The sequence below is a fragment of the Paeniglutamicibacter sp. GQ140 genome, assembly GCF_059759235.1.
This window is the reverse complement of sequence record NZ_JCAXDW010000020.1, coordinates 1-20,344: the sequence shown is the minus strand read 5'-3', so window position 1 is coordinate 20,344 and position 20,344 is coordinate 1. Positions and strand designations below refer to the sequence as shown.

Annotated in this window: 16 protein-coding genes; 9 read left to right on the top strand and 7 right to left on the bottom strand. The window is 57.9% G+C overall.

The window, feature by feature from the left end; genetic code table 11:
- From AC6CHY_RS19740 to AC6CHY_RS19700, 9 genes are all read left to right on the top strand, one after another.
- The coding region (locus tag AC6CHY_RS19740) for a hypothetical protein (RefSeq protein WP_498228025.1) at window positions 1-291 on the top strand (291 nt) is incomplete at its 5' end.
- A 91-nt stretch (window positions 292-382) separates the two neighbouring features.
- Entirely contained in the window at window positions 383-1,501 is a 1,119-nt protein-coding gene (locus tag AC6CHY_RS19735) for a flavin-containing monooxygenase (RefSeq protein ID WP_498228023.1), read from the top strand.
- 104 nt (window positions 1,502-1,605) lie between these two features.
- Window positions 1,606-2,367: a YggS family pyridoxal phosphate-dependent enzyme gene (locus AC6CHY_RS19730; protein WP_498228021.1), complete on the top strand. Its 762-nt coding sequence runs from the start codon at window positions 1,606-1,608 to the stop codon at window positions 2,365-2,367.
- A gap of 854 nt (window positions 2,368-3,221) precedes the next feature.
- On the top strand, window positions 3,222-3,467 hold the full coding sequence (nrdH, locus tag AC6CHY_RS19725; protein ID WP_217387827.1) for a glutaredoxin-like protein NrdH: 246 nt from the start codon (window positions 3,222-3,224) through the stop codon (window positions 3,465-3,467).
- A gap of 48 nt (window positions 3,468-3,515) precedes the next feature.
- Window positions 3,516-3,998, top strand: a complete 483-nt coding sequence (gene nrdI / locus AC6CHY_RS19720; protein WP_498228019.1) for a class Ib ribonucleoside-diphosphate reductase assembly flavoprotein NrdI — start codon at window positions 3,516-3,518, stop codon at window positions 3,996-3,998.
- Entirely contained in the window at window positions 3,995-6,136 is a 2,142-nt protein-coding gene (nrdE, locus tag AC6CHY_RS19715) for a class 1b ribonucleoside-diphosphate reductase subunit alpha (protein WP_217387829.1), read from the top strand. The genes nrdI and nrdE overlap by 4 nt, the downstream gene beginning before the upstream one ends.
- Before the next feature lie 130 nt (window positions 6,137-6,266).
- Window positions 6,267-7,241 (top strand): class 1b ribonucleoside-diphosphate reductase subunit beta, encoded by a 975-nt coding sequence (nrdF, locus tag AC6CHY_RS19710; RefSeq protein WP_217387830.1) that lies wholly within the window; start codon window positions 6,267-6,269, stop codon window positions 7,239-7,241.
- 345 nt (window positions 7,242-7,586) lie between these two features.
- Window positions 7,587-9,344, top strand: coding sequence for a KAP family P-loop NTPase fold protein (locus AC6CHY_RS19705; protein ID WP_498228017.1), 1,758 nt, complete (start codon window positions 7,587-7,589; stop codon window positions 9,342-9,344).
- A gap of 24 nt (window positions 9,345-9,368) precedes the next feature.
- Window positions 9,369-9,626, top strand: a complete 258-nt coding sequence (locus AC6CHY_RS19700; protein ID WP_498228015.1) for a hypothetical protein — start codon at window positions 9,369-9,371, stop codon at window positions 9,624-9,626.
- A gap of 364 nt (window positions 9,627-9,990) precedes the next feature.
- Here AC6CHY_RS19700 and AC6CHY_RS19695 read toward each other — a convergent pair whose 3' ends face one another.
- The 7 genes from AC6CHY_RS19695 to AC6CHY_RS19665 form a co-directional block, all read right to left on the bottom strand.
- A complete protein-coding gene (locus AC6CHY_RS19695) occupies window positions 9,991-10,224 on the bottom strand; it encodes a hypothetical protein (protein ID WP_498228013.1) in 234 nt (77 codons plus the stop codon).
- A gap of 8 nt (window positions 10,225-10,232) precedes the next feature.
- Window positions 10,233-10,964: an IS21-like element helper ATPase IstB gene (istB, locus tag AC6CHY_RS19690; protein ID WP_498228011.1), complete on the bottom strand. Its 732-nt coding sequence runs from the start codon at window positions 10,962-10,964 to the stop codon at window positions 10,233-10,235.
- A complete protein-coding gene (gene istA / locus AC6CHY_RS19685; RefSeq protein ID WP_498228026.1) occupies window positions 10,961-12,427 on the bottom strand; it encodes an IS21 family transposase in 1,467 nt (488 codons plus the stop codon). Before istA (AC6CHY_RS19685) ends, istB (AC6CHY_RS19690) begins: the two co-directional genes overlap by 4 nt.
- Before the next feature lie 100 nt (window positions 12,428-12,527).
- Window positions 12,528-13,259, bottom strand: coding sequence for an IS21-like element helper ATPase IstB (istB, locus tag AC6CHY_RS19680; RefSeq protein ID WP_498228009.1), 732 nt, complete (start codon window positions 13,257-13,259; stop codon window positions 12,528-12,530).
- Window positions 13,256-14,722, bottom strand: a complete 1,467-nt coding sequence (gene istA / locus AC6CHY_RS19675; protein ID WP_498228007.1) for an IS21 family transposase — start codon at window positions 14,720-14,722, stop codon at window positions 13,256-13,258. Before istA (AC6CHY_RS19675) ends, istB (AC6CHY_RS19680) begins: the two co-directional genes overlap by 4 nt.
- 970 nt (window positions 14,723-15,692) lie before the next feature.
- Window positions 15,693-16,094: a hypothetical protein gene (locus AC6CHY_RS19670; RefSeq protein WP_498228005.1), complete on the bottom strand. Its 402-nt coding sequence runs from the start codon at window positions 16,092-16,094 to the stop codon at window positions 15,693-15,695.
- 261 nt (window positions 16,095-16,355) lie between these two features.
- The gene (locus AC6CHY_RS19665) at window positions 16,356-20,057 is read right to left on the bottom strand and encodes a YobI family P-loop NTPase (RefSeq protein ID WP_498228004.1); all 3,702 of its coding nucleotides are present in this window, start codon (window positions 20,055-20,057) and stop codon (window positions 16,356-16,358) included.
- Window positions 20,058-20,344: the final 287 nt, after the last annotated feature.

Here is a 20,344-nt window from a genome sequence, read left to right as displayed (position 1 = left end):
TCTCCTGAAGGAGGGGTGGCGCTTTCTTTTGGGCCGCAGGTGAACCTGGCGACCGGTCAGGGATTTGATATCGCTGAGCAAATCGGAAAGCATGACGGCAATACCCGAGGCGTCTTGGTGCTCTCGAGCTCCGCCGCGAATCAGGCCAGTGGAGTTGCCGGCGCATCTTCCCCTGCGGCGGCCAGGTCGGTAATCCTTAAAAGCACCCCCGTCTTGTTGGCCACGGAGTTGTGGATCGACTGGATCGCGGCGCCGCGTTCGCGGGCCGGGACATTGGGTTTGTCTGCATGATTGGAATCCGTGAGAAGGCATAGAGCTCCAGTGACTGGAAGCGTATCGTAGCGACACAGCGACCAAGGCTTCAGGCAATGAGGAGACCGCCATGAAAAGCCAACGACAGAATCACTTCACCATCATCATTGGAGCTGGCCACTGCGGATTGGCCATGGCCCACGAATTGGCGGTGAAAGGTGAAGAATTCGTGGTGCTTGAAGCAGGGCAGACTCCGGGGAACAGCTGGAGTTCCCGGTGGGAATCCTTGGAATTGTTCACACCTGCGGAACATGACGGGTTGCCCGGCAAGAGGTTTCCGGCAGCACGCGGAACATTTCCCACCGCCAGGGCCGTTTCCGAGTACTTGCGGACGTACGCCGCGTCCTTCCAGCTGCCGATCCAGACCTCGACAACAGCCCGCCGACTGGAAATGGGCCCCGCCGGCGGATTCCGCGTACGAACCGATAGGGGAGTGTTCGATGCCATCCGGGTGGTAGTGGCCACGGGCGTGCAGCAAATGCCCCGGATTCCTCCGCTGTCGAAACAAATCTCCGCAGATGCAATGCAATTGCATTCGAGCGAATACCGGAACCCTGCCCAGATCCCGGATGGCCCCGTGGCAGTGGTTGGATTCGGGACGTCCGGTGCCCAGATCGCCTGCGAGCTGGCTCCTGGCCACCGGGTCACCATTTCCGGAAGGCCCACACCCCACGTTCCGGAAGCACTCATTCGCTACGCCCCCGCGCTGTATTGGCTCCTGGTCCATAGGCTGCTGACGCGATCGACTCCGGCCGGCCGGAAGGTCGCCCAGCGGATCCATAGTCGAGGTGCGCCACTGATCCGGGTGTCCACCCAGGACGTTGCAGCCGCAGGCGTAGCCGCTGTCGGGAGAATCGAAGCGGTGCGCGATGGGGTGATGATGACTCAGGACGGGACCCCGGTCGAGGCGTCCACGATCATATGGGCCACGGGATACCGCCCGGACTATTCATGGATCGAGGGGCTCAGGACGGATGGGAACGGCTATCCATTCCACCGCCGGGGCGTCAGTACCGAGTTTCCCGGATTGGGGTTTCTCGGCATTCCATTCCAGTATGGACTGACCTCAGGCATCATCGGCGGGGCCGGTCGCGATGCGCGCCACCTGGCGCGTCGGTTGGATCCCGCCCCTGCGGTTGCGGCCAAAATGGGGTTCGTGCCGGATCCGGGAGGGACGGCGAACGGGTAAGGCCGGGCCCTGTCGGGACATGCTATGTTGGCGTTGGTGCACTGGCCATCCGAATGATGCGCCGTGCCTTCGACGCTCCTCATCGTGAAAGACTTTCCCCCTCCATGACACAGCCGCTAAAATCCTCCAACCCTGCCGCCGCCCAGGCCAACTCCATCGACGATTTCAAGCAAAACCTTGCCTCTGTCAGGTCCCGGATTGATGCCGCGGCGCGGAAGGCCGGGCGGGACCCCGCCTCGATCCGGTTGTTGCCGGTTAGCAAGACCGTGCCGGAGGACCGCCTTCGCCTGGCTATTGCGGCGGGAATGGATTTTCTGGGGGAAAACAAGGTCCAGGAGGTGGCTCGAAAGGCGGAGCTCCTGGCCGACATTCCGGGACTGAAGTTCTCCGTCATTGGAAGCCTGCAAACCAACAAGGCAAAATTCGTGGCGAAGTATGCAGACGAATTCCAGGCGCTGGACAGCCTTCGCCAGGCGGAAGCCCTGCAGCGCCGGCTCGAAGTCGAGGACCGCCAGCTCGACGTTTTTGTCCAAGTCAATACGTCCGACGAGGAAAGCAAGTCCGGTCTGGCCCCGGATGACGTTCGGGAATTCGTGAACCAGCTGCCCCGGTTTGACCGGCTCCATGTCAAGGGCCTGATGACGCTCGCATTGTTCAGTGACGACAGCGAAGCGGTTCGCGCATGTTTCGTGCGACTGCGGGAACTCCGGGACTCACTGCGCGAAAGCGCGCCCGCCGGGATGTCCATCGAGGAACTGTCCATGGGCATGAGTGGCGACTTTGAGCTGGCCATTGCAGAGGGTGCGACTGTGGTGCGTGTGGGACAGGGAATCTTCGGCGCCCGGGCGCTGCCCGTCGCCGGCTAGCTGCCCGGAGCAGTCCGAAGCCCTCGGGTTTCGCCGCAATTTGGAACAATCCGCGGGAAATGTTCCGATCGCCGTGGCAACGGTCGGGAATTTGACCTGAATCAGGGCCGGTGGAGACGGAATCCCGGTTTCGCTGGGAGCACGACTGCGGTGGGCGATTTATCTTTTGCCGGCACCCGGATCCAAGTTTTCAGTCGTGCACCGCCCAGCGTTGGATGCTGCACGGGTATGCCCTCTGTCCGTTTGACTTCCCCCGTCTCCGGGGCGCAGCGCGAACGAACGTTGGGTGGGGCGTCCATCATATTGCCAGCCGCCTAAGGGGAAAATTTTCTTCATGGGTGCGGCTCTCGACCCGCTGCGTTTTTTGTGGGGGAGAGTGCGGCGTTTGTTGGCCAGGTCTACTACCAGTAGTGCTAGCGTTCATGCTGTCGGGCCATATCTAGTGGTTTGACGCCAGGTACTCGACACGCCGTGCTGAACGACACGCCAGTTCTTTAATCTGTGGTTGATTGCTCCACAGGGTGTGGATAGATTTTCGATTTCGCTGGATTCATGCGGTTTAACGGCCGCTCTTTATCCACAAGGCTTGTGGACAGGCATGGGGTCGAATGACAGGGGTGTAATACATCATGTTGGGGTCTAACGCCCCGACCCCTACTAGATGTAGTATTGAATTAGCTGGTGAGGCCTAGTGCGCGAACCTCCGGAATACGGAGAAATGTACGAATCCCCGCCTCCTGAGGGCTCAATCGCCCTCGGAGCAAAACGTTCGTATGTCTCTTCCCGCGGGGAATGCGCATAGGGACCCAGCCACTTCACATACACAGAATTTTTGCACGAGGGGATTTACGGATATGACCGTCACGGTTTACACGAAGCCAGCATGCGTACAGTGCAACGCAACCTACCGAGCTCTTGATAAGAAGGGCATCGTCTACCAAAGCGTTGACATTTCGCAGGATCCCGCTGCCCTGGAGCGCGTACGCGCCCTGGGCTACATGCAGGCACCGGTCGTCATCACCGATGCCGACCACTGGTCGGGCTTCCGACCGGACAAGATTGATGAGCTGGCCCAGGATTTGAGCTCCTCCGTGGCCTAACCAGCCACCTCCAGCCTTACCGATTCCAGTGATTTCGAGGCGATCAAGATGCCTGCTTCATCGTTGGCTACACCGCCAATGCATGATCACGCCGTTCCGGCAGAGGTACTTACCAACAGCAAATTGATCTATTTCTCCTCGGCCTCGGGTTATACCCACCGATTCGTGGAGAAACTGGATCTGGAATGCGCTCGCATTCCGTTGCTGAACCATGAACCGCACTTGGTGGCGGCTGAGCCGTATGTGCTACTGCTTCCCACCTATGGCGGTGAAAAGGGCGAAAGATCAATACCCCCGCAAGTCGTCAAGTTCCTCAACGATGAGCGCAACCGAAACCTATTACGAGGCGTAATTGGTGCCGGAAACACAAACTTTGGAACCACATATTGCTTGGCCGCAATCAAGATCGCAGCCAAATGCAACGTTCCGCTTCTATATAAATTTGAGCTCATGGGCACTCCAGAAGATGTGACCCGGGTTCGCGAAGGATTGGAAGTCTTTTGGACACGAAAGTCGCAGTACCTGAAATGAAGCAGGATTCTAAGGAATTGCCGGCCGCTTTTCAGGGCCTGGGTTATCACGAGCTGAACGCCATGCTGAACCTTTACGGGGCAGATGGGCGCATCCAGTTCGAGGCCGATCGTGCCGCGGCACGCCAGTACTTCCTGGAGCACGTGAACAACAACACCGTGTTCTTCCACGACCTGGACGAGAAACTCGAATACCTGGTCAAGCACGAGTACTACGAGCGCGAGACGCTCGACCAGTACACGATGAACTTCATCCGCGACCTCTACCGCGGTGCCTACGCCAAGAAGTTCCGCTTTGAGACGTTCCTGGGTGCCTTCAAGTTCTACACCTCGTACACGCTGAAGACCTTTGACGGCAAGCGTTACCTTGAGCGCTACGAGGACCGCGTCTGCATGGTTGCACTTCACCTGGCACGCGGCAATGAGGAAATGGCAGTCGCCCTGGTCAACGAGATCATCGAGGGACGCTTCCAGCCTGCCACCCCGACGTTCCTGAACGCCGGCAAGGCCCAGCGCGGCGAACTCGTCTCCTGCTTCCTGCTGCGCATTGAAGACAACATGGAGTCGATCTCCCGCGGCATCAACTCCTCGCTGCAGCTTTCCAAGCGCGGCGGCGGCGTTGCACTCTCGCTGACCAACGTCCGCGAGCACGGCGCCCCGATCAAGCAGATCGAGAACCAGTCCTCCGGCGTCATCCCCGTAATGAAGCTCCTCGAAGACAGCTTCTCCTACGCCAACCAGCTCGGCGCACGCCAGGGTGCCGGTGCCGTGTACCTCAACGCGCACCACCCGGACATCCTGCGCTTCCTGGACACCAAGCGCGAGAACGCCGACGAAAAGATCCGCATCAAGACCCTGTCCCTGGGCGTCGTGGTTCCGGACATCACCTTCGATCTGGCCCGCAAGAACGAGGACATGTACCTCTTCTCGCCGTATGACGTCGAGCGGGTCTACGGCGTGCCGTTCAGCGACATCTTCGTCACCGAGAAGTACTACGAGATGGTCGATGATGCGCGCATCAAGAAGACCAAGATCAACGCGCGCGAATTCTTCCAGACCCTGGCGGAGATCCAGTTCGAGTCCGGCTACCCGTACATCATGTTCGAGGACACCGTAAACCGCGCCAACCCGATCAAGGGCAAGATCTCGATGAGCAACCTGTGCTCGGAGATCCTGCAGGTCTCGACTCCCTCGGAGTACAACGAAGACCTCGGATACAAGACCGTGGGCAAGGACATCTCCTGCAACCTCGGCTCGATGAACATTGCCAAGGCCATGGACGGCAAGGACCTCGGGGCCTCGATCGAGACCGCGATCCGCGCGCTGTCCGCAGTGTCGGACATGTCCTACATCAACTCGGTGCCCTCGATCGCCCAGGGCAATGCCAAGACCCACGCCATCGGCCTGGGACAGATGAACCTGCACGGCTACCTGGCCCGCGAACGCGTCCACTACGGCTCCGAAGAGGGGTTGGACTTCACCAACATCTACTTCTACACCGTGGTGTTCCACGCGCTGCGTGCCTCGAACAAGCTCGCCATCGAAACCGGTGAGTCCTTCGACGGCTTCGCGGATTCGAAGTACGCCTCGGGCGAGTTCTTCGACAAGTACACCGAGCAGGAATGGGTTCCGGGCACCGAGCGTGTGCGCGAACTCTTCGCCGGGATCGACATCCCGACGCAGGACGACTGGCGTGCGCTGAAGGCCTCCATCATGGAGCACGGCATCTACAACCAGAACCTGCAGGCCGTCCCGCCGACCGGCTCGATCTCCTACATCAACAACTCGACCTCCTCCATCCACCCGGTGGCGGCGAAGATCGAGATCCGCAAGGAAGGCAAGATCGGCCGCGTGTACTACCCGGCCCCGTACCTGGACAACGACAACCTGGAGTACTACCAGGATGCCTACGAAATCGGCTACGAGAAGATCATCGACACCTACGCGGTTGCCACGCAGCACGTGGACCAGGGCCTGTCCCTGACCCTGTTCTTCAAGGACACGGCCACCACGCGCGACATCAACAAGGCGCAGATCTACGCATGGAAGAAGGGCATCAAGACGCTCTACTACATCCGCCTGCGCCAGCTGGCACTCGAGGGAACCGAAGTGGATGGTTGCGTCAGCTGCATGCTCTAATCGCAGCCGCTTCACCCCCGGTTGCCAGGTCGCGATAGCCTAACAACCGAATGCGTACGGCGGCGGGTTCCCACCCGCCGTCGTACGCGCACCCGTTACAACCAAAAACTTAGCAAGAAGAGGGACGGAAATGACTGAGAAGCTGAAGCTGGCCAGCCACGTCGAAGCCATCAACTGGAACCGCATCCAGGACGACAAGGACGTCGAGGTGTGGAACCGACTGGTCAACAACTTCTGGCTGCCGGAGAAGATCCCGCTGTCCAACGACGTCCAGTCGTGGAACACGCTCACCGAGGCCGAGAAGCTGCTCACCATGCGCGTCTTCACCGGCCTGACCCTGCTGGACACCCTGCAGGGCACGGTCGGAGCCGTCTCGTTGATCCCCGATGCACTCACCCCGCACGAAGAGGCCGTGTACACCAACATCGCCTTCATGGAATCGGTGCACGCCAAGAGCTACTCGTCGATCTTCTCGACCCTGTGCTCGACCAAGGAAATCGACGACGCATTCCGCTGGTCCACCGAGAACGAGAATCTGCAGAAGAAGGCGCAGATCATCGAGAGCTATTACTACGGTGAAGATGCGCTGAAGCGCAAGATCGCCTCGACCCTGCTCGAGTCGTTCCTGTTCTACTCCGGCTTCTACCTGCCGATGTACTGGTCTTCCCGCGCCAAGCTGACAAACACCGCAGACCTGATCCGTTTGATCATCCGCGACGAGGCCGTCCACGGCTACTACATTGGCTACAAGTTCCAGAAGGGCCTCGAAGGCCTTTCCGAGGAGCGCAAGCAGGAGCTGAAGGACTACACCTTTGAGCTCATGTTCGAGCTGTACGAGAACGAGGTCCAGTACACCCACGACCTCTATGACGGTGTCGGCCTGGCCGAGGACGTCAAGAAGTTCCTGCACTACAACGCCAACAAGGCGCTGATGAACCTGGGCTATGAAGCCATGTTCCCGGCATCGGTCACCGATGTTAACCCGGCGATCCTTTCGGCACTGAGCCCGAACGCAGACGAGAACCACGACTTCTTCTCCGGCTCGGGTTCCTCGTACGTGATCGGCAAGGCCGTCAACACCGAAGACGAGGACTGGGACTTCTAGGTCCCACCCCAACCACATCGGCCCAAGGGCGCCAGCGTCACCACAACGGTGAAGCCGGCGCCCTTGGTGATTTCAAGTTAGGTGGCCAAAATTCCAAGCTAGGTGGCCATTTTTCAAAAACCTGGCCATTTTCCAAGATAGTTGGCCACACCAGTATCCGGTTCGTCGAGAATCGTGAGACATGTATAGAGCCCAGCTCCGAAAATGGAGCTGAGCTCTTCGTTCACTTGGCCAGATATTGAAGATCCCGTGGGCCCAATGGATGGCGTAGGAATTTGAGTTAAGTTCGGATCCAGCCAATGTGGCTCTGGCATTGAATGTCTTTGGATTTGGTTGGCTATGGCTATGGGGCGTATTGCACTCTGCCTGAGCGACACTAGCGAAAGTACATGGGAACGAGACTTACTTGGGGGAGCAACGGCAAGCTTGAGCGCGAATCACCAGTGGCATGCCGCCACGTTCGAGCCTTGGGCGTATTCCGACTACCCCTCGATGCTCAACGGTTTCTTTGAGACGCTTCAGCAACAATTGAAACATTTGAAGCTGGACAGCGATGCTGTTGGAGTTCTAGTGAAACTTCTCGAAAGCATCGCCCCATTTGGACTTATTGGAGGAGCTCTAGGGTTACCCGCACTGGACGGCGCGATCTCTACTCTGGCAGCGGGGCTTGAGCGCCGAGGAAATTATTCAGATAGAAAGAAAGCAGCCGACAAGATCTTCAAGGCTCTGACAAATCCGATTGTGATTGTCGTAGACGATTTGGACAGGTTGGATGCCCATGAACTGATGTGGTGCTTCAAATTGATCAGGTTGTTGGGGCGTCTGGATAATGTCTACTACATTCTTTGCTACGACGAGCGAACCCTCATCGACGTAATGTCAAAAACCGATGTAGTTGGTGATGATGCGGGGAATACAGCCATGCTCTATCTGGAGAAGATCGTCCAGGTACGGGTCGATGTTCCAGAGCTAACCGGGGTCGAGCAATGGAACATGTGGGACGACGAGCTCAAGAAACTAGTAGAAGCTCACGAAATTGATGAGTCTGAGGTGGATAGGTCCCGGCTCAAACGAATGTGGGACTTGTATTTCGTCCGGCATCTGAACAAGCCTCGGGCCATGAAGCGTTTCGTCTTGCAGCTCTCTTCGTCGTGGTACTCGATTGCTGGGGCAGTCAACTTCACGGACTTTGTGGCGATGACGTTTATCCGTGAATACGAGGCTTCACTCTATGCAGTCATCAAAGCCAGCAAACACCAGCTTGTCTTCAGTCACTACGAGGTGCCGAAGAATACAAACATAACCACAGCAGTACGGCAGGCATACTGGGTTGAAATGCTGGAGAAGCACAACGTCGATGAAACCAATGTTGTTCTTCAATTCTTGGGGCTACTTTTTGATGTGGTGGCCGAAAAGGAGTTCATGAATCTAAGTAACTGGCGGTCGCGTCGAATTGATAAGGAGATTTACTTCGATCGCTACTTCCGCAACATGTTGGCGATTGAGGACATCCCTGAGCGCGCTTACCGCGCCTACCTTGAGGATTTGATTCAAGGTGAGCGCTGTGATGCGGCGGATCGTGTGCACCAAAAAGTATCGGTGACAGACGAGAAAGTCATTGATTGGGTAGAAGAAGAATTTACCAAACGAGGGACGGACCCGCTTCCCGTTTTCACGCAGCTCCAATCGCAATACGCACATATGTTTGCCTATGGATCTTTGAAGGTTGCTGGATCCGTTCCAATTACCAAATTCGCCAATGCTGTGGTGAACCGTGCAACCGGTTTGTTGCCACCCACAGAGAAGTCGAAATGGTTTGAGGGGGTTTGCGCCGAGCCGGGAGGGCTTGCGCTGCTGACTGACGTGTTCATTCACGCTGAACATATGTCCAGAGATATGCCCTACGTGGGCAACGATGAGTATCTGGATGGGATTGTTGCACTGGCGAAGAGACACCTCAGCACTTTTTTTGCCCACCAACCGTCAACAGTCGATCATTCGGCATTGAGAGGTCTCAGAATCATTATGGTCGCTGATGGTCTTGCTGCAATGAAGGACTTCGTCAGGACCGGTATTGGCAACTCTGAATTTTGGACGCCTTGAGATCTAATGCCCAGCCTTCTGAATGTGCAGCATCAGATCTCGGAGGATAAGATCACCTACAGCACTAGCGACGTCGAGGTATATGAGGAGGATGTTGACCAGTTACTTGGGCATGACTGGGTCAATGGCAGAATCAAAAATGATCATGGGACAGAACGGTCTTTCGTCTATTGGGACGAAGAACTACTCGACTTTTCAGAGATCAAGGCACTTGCTTCGTCTGCATATGTTCGAGCCATGGCAAATCGGGAGTCAAGAATGAGCAACCAGCACGAACTGTGAACCGGGTCCAATGCCACCGGCTTCGTTGAGAGAGCGCGGCGGTGCACAAGCGCCCGTACAGCGGTTCGGGGATCCTGGAGCTGCGCGCCAGCTCGAGTTTGTGTCTGCGGCTACCACCGCCCGACAATGCAAGGCAACCAGCGCCTATATGATCGCCCCGTGGCGTTCGAGGAACGCTACAAGATGCCGGTGAAGACCAAAGCCGCCATTGCCCGCGAACTGTGTTTCGTCAAGTTTAAGTAGGCCATTAAAGCGTTCAAAAGTAGGCCACTTCGGCACGGTTTTAGGCCATTTCAGCTCCCGCCCTCCCCGGCGCTGACCTGCGAATTCTTAAGTCACAGGTCAGCGCCGGGTTACCGGAGTCTCAGAACGGTGCAGGACCGTCGTTCGCGGCAGGAGGCACCCTCCCCGGCGGATCACCAGCGAACCGGGCGTCCGCCCAGCCGCCGGCCGGGTCCAGGAAGTCCTGGGGCCAGGGAGCCGGCCCCCCGGAATCGTCCCACCAACCGGTCTCTTCGCCGGCCGCGAGCAACGCCAGGTCCTCGGCCAGGGACCGCCCAAACGGATGGAATCGCCCGTCTGCTGCTTCAATGCCCATTGTGTTCCTCATTTCATCAACGCGTTCTTCACCCGGTAGGACTGGCCACGGAACTGCAGCAGCCGCCCATGGTGCACCAACCGGTCGATGACCGCCGCGGCCATGTTCTCGTCGCCGAAGACCATGCCCCACCGCTTGAACTCCAAATTCGTCGTCAGCACCAGGCTGCGCTTCTCATACCCATCGGCGATGACCTGGAACAGCAGCCGGGCTCCCTCGTCATCAATCGGCAAGTACCCGAATTCGTCGATGACCAGCAGCTGGTTCTTGGCGATCGAGGCAAGTTCCTTGTCCAGCCGGCCCTCGTCCTTGGCCCGCCGCAATTGCATCACCAGCCCGGCGGTGGTGAAGAACTTCGCCGGAATGCCACGCCGGCACGCAGCCACGGCCAAGGCGGTCGCCAGGTGCGTCTTGCCGGTGCCCACGTCCCCGAACAGGATCAGGTCCTGGGCATGGTCCAGGAAATCCAGGTCCACCAGCTGCTCCCGCCCGTAATCGGCGGGGAAGGTGATCGCGGTGAAGTCATACCCGTCCAGCGTCTTCACCGCGGGCAGTTTCGCGGCGCGCAGCAGCCGGGCCCTGCGCGATTCGGTGCGGGAGGCCTGCTCCGCCATGAGCAGCTCGTAGAGGAACTCGCGCTGTTTCGGGGTGCCCTTGCGGGCGAATTCATCCATGACGCTGCTGGTCAACGACGCGGCCCGGCCGGCGTCGACCAGGTCCTCGATCTCGATCGCGCTCATGCCACCGGCACCGCGTTCGCCAGCGCTGCTCCCGCATCCGCCGCAGGTGCGAACAACCGGTCATAGACGGCCAGGTCCACGATCCCCGCCTCGAACTCGGTGCCCTGGGCAATCCGGCGCGCGAGCATGCCCAACGTCGGGCCCGACGGGTCGCCACCATCGACGACCAGCAGCTCGGCCGCATCCACCGCGGTGATGAACCCGGTTGCGGAGGAGGCTTCCTCCAGCGCGGTGAAGAATCGGCGCCGGTCCGCGGCCTCGGCGGTATCGATCCAGTCCCGCACCGGATCGGCGAATTCGGCGCGGATCGGCGAGTTCGCCCAGCCTCCGGGCTTGCGGGCCAGCAGCCCCAGCACCGTTGACGGTTCGCTGATCGTTTCCGGATGCTGCCCGAAAACCCGCGGGAAGGACCGGATGACGTTCGCCTGCTCGTCCAACAACTCGACCGTTTCATGCCGCAAGCCGACCGTGACCCGCCGAGAGGCGAACTGCGGACCGGCCGCATACGTGTTCTGGGCCACCTGCACGTGCCCATACTTGTTCGCCTTGCGCGTCTCATACTGCACCGGGTCGAACCTGGCCCCGGGCAACGCCAGCAACGCGGCCCGGTCTTCGACGAACAGTTCCTCGCTGGTGGCCAGCTTCTTCCAATGCCGCTTCGCCGCGAACCGGGTGCTGCGCTCGGTGAGCAGCTGGTTCAGCTGTTCCATCGAAGTCGCAGCGGGAATCGGGACCATGATGTTTCGGCGCAGGAAACCCACGGCGTTTTCCACGTTGCCCTTCTCGTGCCCCGAGTCGGGATTGCAGAACCTGGCTTCGGATCGGTAGTGGTTCTTGAATGCCCCGAAGAGCTTGGTCTCGATGATCTTCCTGCGGATCCGCCGTCCAACGCCGGTGGCATTGTCAAAGATCATCAACCCCGGCGCCCCGCCGGCCTGTTCGAAGATGGTCCGCAGCCCGTGGCAGACGCATTCGGCCGTTTCCCCGCGATAGGCCTGCGCGAAGCGCATGTTCGAGAACGGGAACGTCACCACCAGCACGTGCACCGTCTGGCGTTCCCCGGCAATGATCGCGTCGGCTTGCCCGAAGTCGACCTGCACCGTTCCCGGGTCCCAGAGCAGTTCCAGGAAGCCGTCCCCGGTGCCCTGCCGGGATTGCCGGTGCGCCTTCACGAACCGCTGCACCGGCGAATACGTGCCTTGGTAGCCTTCTTCGTCCACGAGCCGGTCGAAGACCCGTTGGGCGGTATGCCGTTGCTTGCGTGGCGCGTTCCTGTCTTCCTCCAGCCAACCGATGATGGTCTCCTCGAAGCCGAGCAGCACCGAACGTGCCTTGTTGCGGGCTGCCGGCGGCCTGGGCGAATAGTCATCGATCTTCAGGTACTTGGCCACCGTGGCCCGGGACAGGCCCACTTGCTGGGCGATTTTCCGGCCGGAGACTCCCTGGGAATCGAGTTTCCTGATACGTTCTTGAACGGATGTGTTTCGTCAACTTTAAGTCGGCCATTAAAGCGATAAGAATCAGGCCACCTGGGCTCGGAATCCTGCCATGTTGGCGTTTGGCCTATTTCATGAGCGCATTCTTGACCCGATAGGACTCGCCGCGGAACTGCAACAGCCTCCCGTGGTGCACCAACCGATCGATGACGGCGGCAGCCATGTTGTCATCGCCGAACACCGTTCCCCACCTCGAAAACTCCAGGTTTGTCGTGATGATCAGGCTCCGCTTCTCGTACCCGTCCGCGATCACCTGGAACAACAGCCGGGCCCCTTCGGTATCGATCGGAAGGTATCCCAGCTCATCGATTGCGATCAATTGGTTTTTGGCCAGGGACGCCAGCTCCTTGTCCAGCCGGTCCTCCTCCTTCGCCCGGCGCAGCATCATCACCAGCGCGGAGGTGGTGAAGAACCTCGCCGCGATGCCCTGCCGGCATGCTGCCGCCACCAGGGCGGTGGCCATGTGGGTCTTGCCTGTGCCCACGTCCCCGTAAAGCACCAGGTCCTGGGCCCTGTCGATGAAGTCCAGGGATTCGAGGGGACGGCTTCCATAATCCTCGGGGAACCTGACGTTGCTGTAGTCGAATCCGGTCAGTGATTTCATCGCCGGCAACCGTGCGGCCTTCAGCAGCCGCTGGCGCCGGGATTCGAGCCGGGATTCGTGCTCGGCGACCAGCACCCCGTGCAGGTATTCGCGTTGCTTCGGGGTGCCCTTCTCTGCCCATTCGGTCAACACGCTGCCGGTCAGGGAAGCGTGCTTGCCGGCCTCGAGGAGGTCTTGGACGGTGATCGGGTTCATGCGACTTCTCCCGTGCTCATATTCAGGGTGGTGAAGGTGTCATAGACGCTCAGGTCCACGTTGGCCGCCGATGGTTCGGTGCCGTCGGCCAGGCGACGGGCGAGCATGCCCAGCATGGCCATGTCCGGTCCGTCTCCGCGCTGGATCAGGGTGTCGGCGGCCTGTATCGCATGGTCGAACCCGGTGGTCCCGGATACGGCATCCACCGCATTGAACAGCCGGCGCCGATCCGTGGCGGTCGCCTTGTCCAACCAGTCGCGCACCGGGTCCGGGACCAGGGTCCGCAGCGGGGAATGGGACCACGCGCCGGGCTTGGTCACCAGCAACGGCACCAGGGACGAAGGCTCGAAGATCGTCTCGGTCTGCTTGCCGAAGACGCGGCGGAAGGTGCGGACCGGTGCGGAATGCTCATCCAGGATCTGCACCACCTCGTGCCCCAGCCCCACCGTGAGCAGCCGCCCATGGAATGAGGAGCCGGCCGCGTAGGTGTTCCCGTCCACGAGTAGGTTCCCGACCCTGTCGGCCCTGCGGGACTCGTAGCGCACCGCCTCGAATCCGACCCCCGGCAGCTCCAAGCAAGCGGCCACGTCCTGGGCGAACAGTTCACCCAGGGCCAGGCCCTTGCGGTAGTGCACGGTGCTGGCCAGCGCGTCGCATTTGGCCATGAAGATCTCGTTCAGGCCCTGAATGGTGGCGGCTTCCGGCTCGGGGACCATGAAGTTGCGGCGCAGGAACCCCACCGCATTTTCCACGTTGCCCTTCTCGTGGCCAGAATATGGATTGCAATAGCGTGACTCCGAGCGGTAGTGGAGCTTGAACGCGCCAAACAGTTTGGTCTCCACGACCCTGGTTCCCACCCGCCTGCCGATGCCCGTTGCGTTGTCAAACACCATGTGGCGTGGCACGGCCCCAATGTGATCAAACACCGTCCGCAGCCCGTGGGCGACGCATTCTGCCGTCTCGCCGCGGTACGCCTGCACGAAGCGCATGTTCGAGAACGGGAAGGTCACCAAGAAGGTGTGCATCACCTGCCGGATCCCGGCAATGATGGCCTCGGCCTCGCCGAAGTCGACCTGCACGGTGCCGGCGGGCCAGACGAGCTCGGTGAAGCCCTCCCCGGCCTGCCGGCTCGAGGCCCTCCACCGCCGCACGAACCGCTGCACCGGCGAATACGCGCCGGTGAAGTAGTGCTCTTCCACCAGCCGGTCAAAGACGCGCTTGGCGGTGTGCCGCTGCTTGTAGTTCCGGCGCTGGTCCTCGACCAGCCACTGCTCGATGATGTGCTCGAACCCGGTGAGCACCGAGCCCCCAGGCCGCGTCTTGGGGACTGCCGGTGCCGGGGAGAAATCCTTTTGGTCGGCGTACTTCGCCACCGCGTCCCGGCTGACTCCCAACCGCCGGGCGATCTCTCGACCCGAGATTCCCTGGGAATCCAATGTTCTGATATTTTCTTGTACGGACATGGGTACCGTCATCTGCTTTCCAGCCCTTCCGGCGCAATCGCTCTGTCAATAGCAGCGCCGTAAGGAACCTATCTGGGGGTGGCGGGCCCATGTCTTTTGACACTCTGGGCAGGGCCTCGAACCACCGGGTGATCTCTATCTCCAAGCCAGCCCCGGAATGACGTTTTCCGGGATGAAATCACTGGCCTGATTCTTACCGCTCTTTTGGCTGGAAACCGGCCACCAACTTGGCTGGATTCTTTGGCTCAAACGGACTGAAGATAGTCGATCACACACAACGGACATGGGTACCGTCACTTCTCTCTGTTTCCTATCCGGCACCCGGTTGATTGTCTGCAAACATCATGTGGTCGGTGCCGGTATGGAATTTATCGCGAAGCAAGACGGGCCCATGTCTCTTTGCCTTCCCCCGCGTTTGGTTCGTGACCTGCACGGGCTTGAACGGTGCGGGGCTCCGCATGAGCGGGCCGTCTTGGCTTCTGGGTGGTTGTGATCATCAGCCGCCAGAATCCACGCAATGGTCCTGGCCTGGTTTTGCTGCTGAAATGGCCTGATTCAGGCCGCTTAGATGGCCTACTTTTACTGCTGAAGTGGCCTACATCTAGCTGATCACACACAGCGAACTTGCCGGTTAGTGCTAGTCACTGGCCGCGCCCCGGTAGAATGGCCCTATCCTGGCGAACGGATAATCCCTGGGACGGTCCCCGCGATGTGCGCACCCGGACGAGGCAACATGCGGGGCCAAAACGAGACGCCTCTGTGGGTAGGCCCCCAAGCTGATGCTCGATGCTAGACAACGTCACGATCGACTCGAATTCCTTGTCATGCGGTACCCAACCGCGCTTGTTAGCCTGACCATGATCTGCCGATCCAGGCACGACGCCTCCACCGGGGCACGAGTAAGCGGCTCCCGGAAACAAACTTCCGGAAGCCGCTTACCTCTGTCCATGGATGGACAGAATTTTATATATCAGGCCTCGCTGGTCCCCTCCGGAGCGTCGAAGTAAGTCACTTTCGGGTTTTCTGCTGCCATGAACGGGTTCACCCAAGAGGAGCGTGCCCCTGCCATCGCCCCACTGTCGGTCCACACGATGAACGGCGCACCCGGAAAGATTGCCGTCACGACGGCAGAATCGCGCAAAGGCGTCACGTACTCCCTTCGCTTGGCACCCGTGCCCTTCGTCTCCCAGCGCTTGCCCGAAAGCTGCTTGCCGACCTCCGCAGTCCATTCTTCGACTGAATGCCTGGTCCAACTAATGGACCGGATTCGCATATCGGGTGCCTGCGGCTGCCGACTGGCAGCTGCAGCCATCTCCGTGTACATCTTTTCTGCTTCATCTGCGTCTACTTCTGGAATGAAAAACTGGTTCATGGTGGTCTCCTGATGCAGCGGTCCCGAATTGGACCTATCTCAAGGCTCATACATTCCGAACGCCGAGTGGGGGATGCCGACCGTGTCTATTTTTGCCGCTGGCTCATTGTCGGTTTCGGCAGAATACTGTCTTGGACAGGGTTGCGATGTTTCTCAAAAGTCAGCAGCGTAAACTGCGGGATGCTTCACTTTGAAACACCTGCACCCTGGTCAAGAAGCGAACCTACAAGCATTCCGACTGAATCAGCCAGTGAGTACAAATTAGACGCGTCTCAGCGAGACGTAGAGTTTGCCTGATGCGTTTGGTGGCTCAAACTTGGAGACGATTCTTGCGTCCTTCAGCCTCTTGAGAATTGCGCGATTCTCTTGGGTGTCATCAAATGTAGGTCTTTTCCAACCTGTATCCGCAATGGATTTGTAGTTTCCTCCCATGTTCCTAAGTATTAACCGAAGATCTTCGAGGGAGACTCGCTCTCCAGCTTGCGCAAGCAATTTGACGATAATGGATTTCTGCACGCCCCCGCGACGGATTCGCTCGATACCAGTAGCGGCGAGTATAAATTTGTCCTGGAGGGCGCATTCAGTAACTGCCAGATAGGCATCCTTCGGGACGTCATTGAAGTTCCCCAGTTGCTTGACGATTGCGATTCTCAAAGCATTGCTGATCTTTGGACTTCGCATGAGGGGCGCGATGTGCTTGGTTTCCAGGGTTTCAGGAGAGACAAAATCCTCGAACTTGCTGGAATTAGTGATTGCGTATTCCAAGGTAGGCCAATCCACGATGAGCCTCGTGGCGAAAGTATCTTCGTCGTCAGCGATGAGATCCTCCTTTATCAGGAGGCCCACGAGTTCTCCGGAATCCGGTTTGATGGACACAGCAGGAAGGGCTCCAGAGTCGAGAGAAGAGGCTAGCTTGACCCTGTGATGTGGGTCTTCAAGGACGTCGGCTGCGTTGATAATCATCACCGCCAACCTCTTCCGTTCCTCCTCCTCAACCAAATCTGCACCGGTGATTTCATTCGCTGCAGAAAGGGAGACCGCGATATTCCCGTCAATTTCCCCTGCCCGGTCGACGTATGCAGAAACGTTCGCAAACGTCATTGGGACACGCTTTGATGCAACCAAAACTGACCATGCCGCGGTTGACACCTCCTGAAGCTCATCAATAACGCAGTCCGGATGTGCACCCGAAACGAGTCGTTCATAGTCTTCTCGCTCCCAGGATCTGGAAGGTTTTAGTACATAGCTGAATAGAGTTTGAGACTCAATCGAATACCGAGTATTAGCAGACTCCTCTTTGGCTTCCAAGTACTGGGTGATTTGTGCCAGCGCGTAGGTGAAGATTTCAGACTGCACGGATCTAAGGCTGTCGAGGGAAATGTTGTTCGTTTGAGCAATTCGCTCAAGATTCTCGGCTGTAAGCTTGTATGCCCGCGTCTTACGCAGCTCGACGCATGCTGCATCCGAAAGCTCAAAAACACTTGGCAAGCATGTGCCGACCTGGGCTATAAAGCCGACAGCCTGTTCTGCGGAAGTTCCGCTCTCGCCGCCTGTAAGTGACGGGAAAAGCTGGTATGTGGATTCGATGAAGGAACTTACCTTTTCGGAGAATTCGTAACTAACATCCAAGCTCTGATAGGCGATGGCGAAATCGACCAGATGAGACTTCTCCTCGCGATCAAGAGGTGAGTCCAAGACGAGGTAGTTGAAAATCGTCGATTGCCGTGGTGTCAGCTGGGCAATGAACTCCCTCTTCGCTTTGCCAACGCTCAAGTAGTGATTGGTAAACTCGCGCCCGTTTGTCTCGCTTCCAATGAGGGTCTTGGTGATCACTTCGGCATCGTCATCGTTTTGGGTAAGCACGTAGTCGAATATTGACACGTTGATAATGCTGCGATCTCGAAGCACGGTTTTCCCTCCGTCTCGCAAGATCGCCTCTACATCCTCGGCGTCGAGCTCGTAGTCAGCGTCCCCCGTCCCTCTGTCAATGCACCGCATCATAAAGGTCATAGCCTTGGGTCGGATCAACTTCCCGTAGAACACAGAAACATACAGGGAGAAATACGGGGTGATATACCCATTTACAACGAGATCCACAGCCAGTGGAGAGAGCAAATGATGTTCGATCCAACCTCGAAAGCTTTTTGAGGCTCCCTTCGATGCATCAGCCCAAACAAATTCTGGTTGCTCAGCGAGCTCGCGCCACTCATGATGGCGAAGGAAATTCATGCTCTTTTCGTGACGGGCGATCACATCCATATCGGCGGAGATTGCACGCTCCAACCATTGCTCTGAGTCTAAGGGGACCCCCATGAGCGTTTGCAGTCCCTCGACCGTCAATTGCAACGAATTCTCAACAATAGTGTTGCGGCTGCTTACTGTACGCATGCCCAGTGAGATCTGATGGTCATTCTCGATTAGATCTCGCCAGAACGCTGGTGTCTGAAGCAGATCATCGCCGATCACTTCTCCGTTGGCCTTCCGAAGTGTGTTGTCTTTAAAGCCACTTCCGGGAGCTGCAGCGAGAGCATCGACGCGGCTGCGAAGTTGAACTGCAAGATTGGCGGCATGTTCATCTGCCGCTTTTCGTTGGTCGATACGTACACGAATCGAAGCCGTCTCACTACGGAGCCTCTTTAGATTTGAACTAACCAAAGCACGCCAAACGTCAAACACGCTATCCAAAGAGCTTGTGCCGTGCCGGATATCCTCGAAATCTGCCATGTGAGTGTTTTTGAACAAGATCATCGCAAAGAGACGTTCAGCGTCTATACCTGGGACTGGGTTTTTAGCATCGAGGAGGCGGTGCTTGAAAACCTCGTATTCGTTAATAATGTTGTGGATGAGCCTCATATCGGCAGTATGACGAGCTGCGAGATCCACGAGATCTTCAGAAATTGTATGTCCACGCTCTGTAAGAGAGTCATGCATAAGATCACGGGCGTTCTTGTGCGTAATGAAGGGCACAATCGGGATAATGAGATCAAAAAACTTGGTCCTGTTTGATCGCACAATCTCGGCGCGAGCCGGGACGATCTCTTTCTTCTTTTCTTGCCGCTCTATATGGCCATGATTCTCGAAAACGCTGTCACGCACCGCGTAGATAAATCTGATATTCCGGTCATCCAGTTGTCGGGCTGAGTTCAGAAGTCCATTTAGCGAACGTAGCGACTCGAAGATCCGGGCTTCATTGAAACGGTCGAGATCTTCGATGATGACAATGTCCCGCGATTTGTTGGTCTCGAAGTAGTAGATAATCTCGTCGAGGTATTCGTCGAAGTAGCTTGACGACCGGGGCGGAAGGGTAATCGTGGCCGGTCCTGCCGTAACCTTTTCGATTCCGAACCGCCCTTGGAGAATAAGGCGAACAAGTAGAACCACCGACCCCACTGCAACGGGGATGGAGAGATAGGCAGCACCGACACGCAGCCAGGATGGCAGAGAAATTGCAGCAGACCCGATGTTTGGCATCACTGATACGTCTAGTCCAATTGCAATTGCAACCGCCAAGGCCACCAGACCCACGATCACCGCTATCTTGATCTCGCGCCACCATCGAAATCTCGTGATTCTATGGAATCGTGACTCGGGAGCATCGGATGGACGCTGCTGATAGAGCAATTGTTTGACGATCTCTTTTTGGATTCGGTTCGTCGTCGTAGATGCCGCTGGGTTGCTGTCCTTTCCAAACTCGGTAGCTTCAGGTTCAGTTCCAAGTGTGAGAAGTGAAACCTCAATAGCTCGATCTTTGAACTCTTTCGAGACCTTGCTGAGCACACTGCTCTTGCCGGTGCCATAAGTGCCAGCGAGTGCAATGTTCCTCACCTTAGGCTGTTCATCGATTGCTCGCTTCAAGATCGAGTAGTACACACCGTGTTGTTCTTCTGAATACTCGGGTGCGAGGCTTTCCAGTTTCGGCACAGTCGTAACCGTTGGTATTTCATCTGATGGCGGTTGGCTCATGGATTGCTCCTACTCAGGTTGAGATTTCAGGTACCTGAATGGCCAGGTCGCTTAGTTAACAACGTGTGAATCCATAATCATAAGGGGGCATCAGACTTCTTTGCATAACAGTACGTAGCCCTAGTGAGCGCCTACTTTGCCAGTTGTGCGCCTGAAGGTCCTGCATCCTCCCGCGGATTGATGTCGGTTGCGGGCCACCTAGTGCCAATGCATCGCTTATTGTTTCCCTCGATTTGGAAACCACTTTGCAGGTCACGGACAGGCAATCTTGCCCGTGTGCGAGTGCC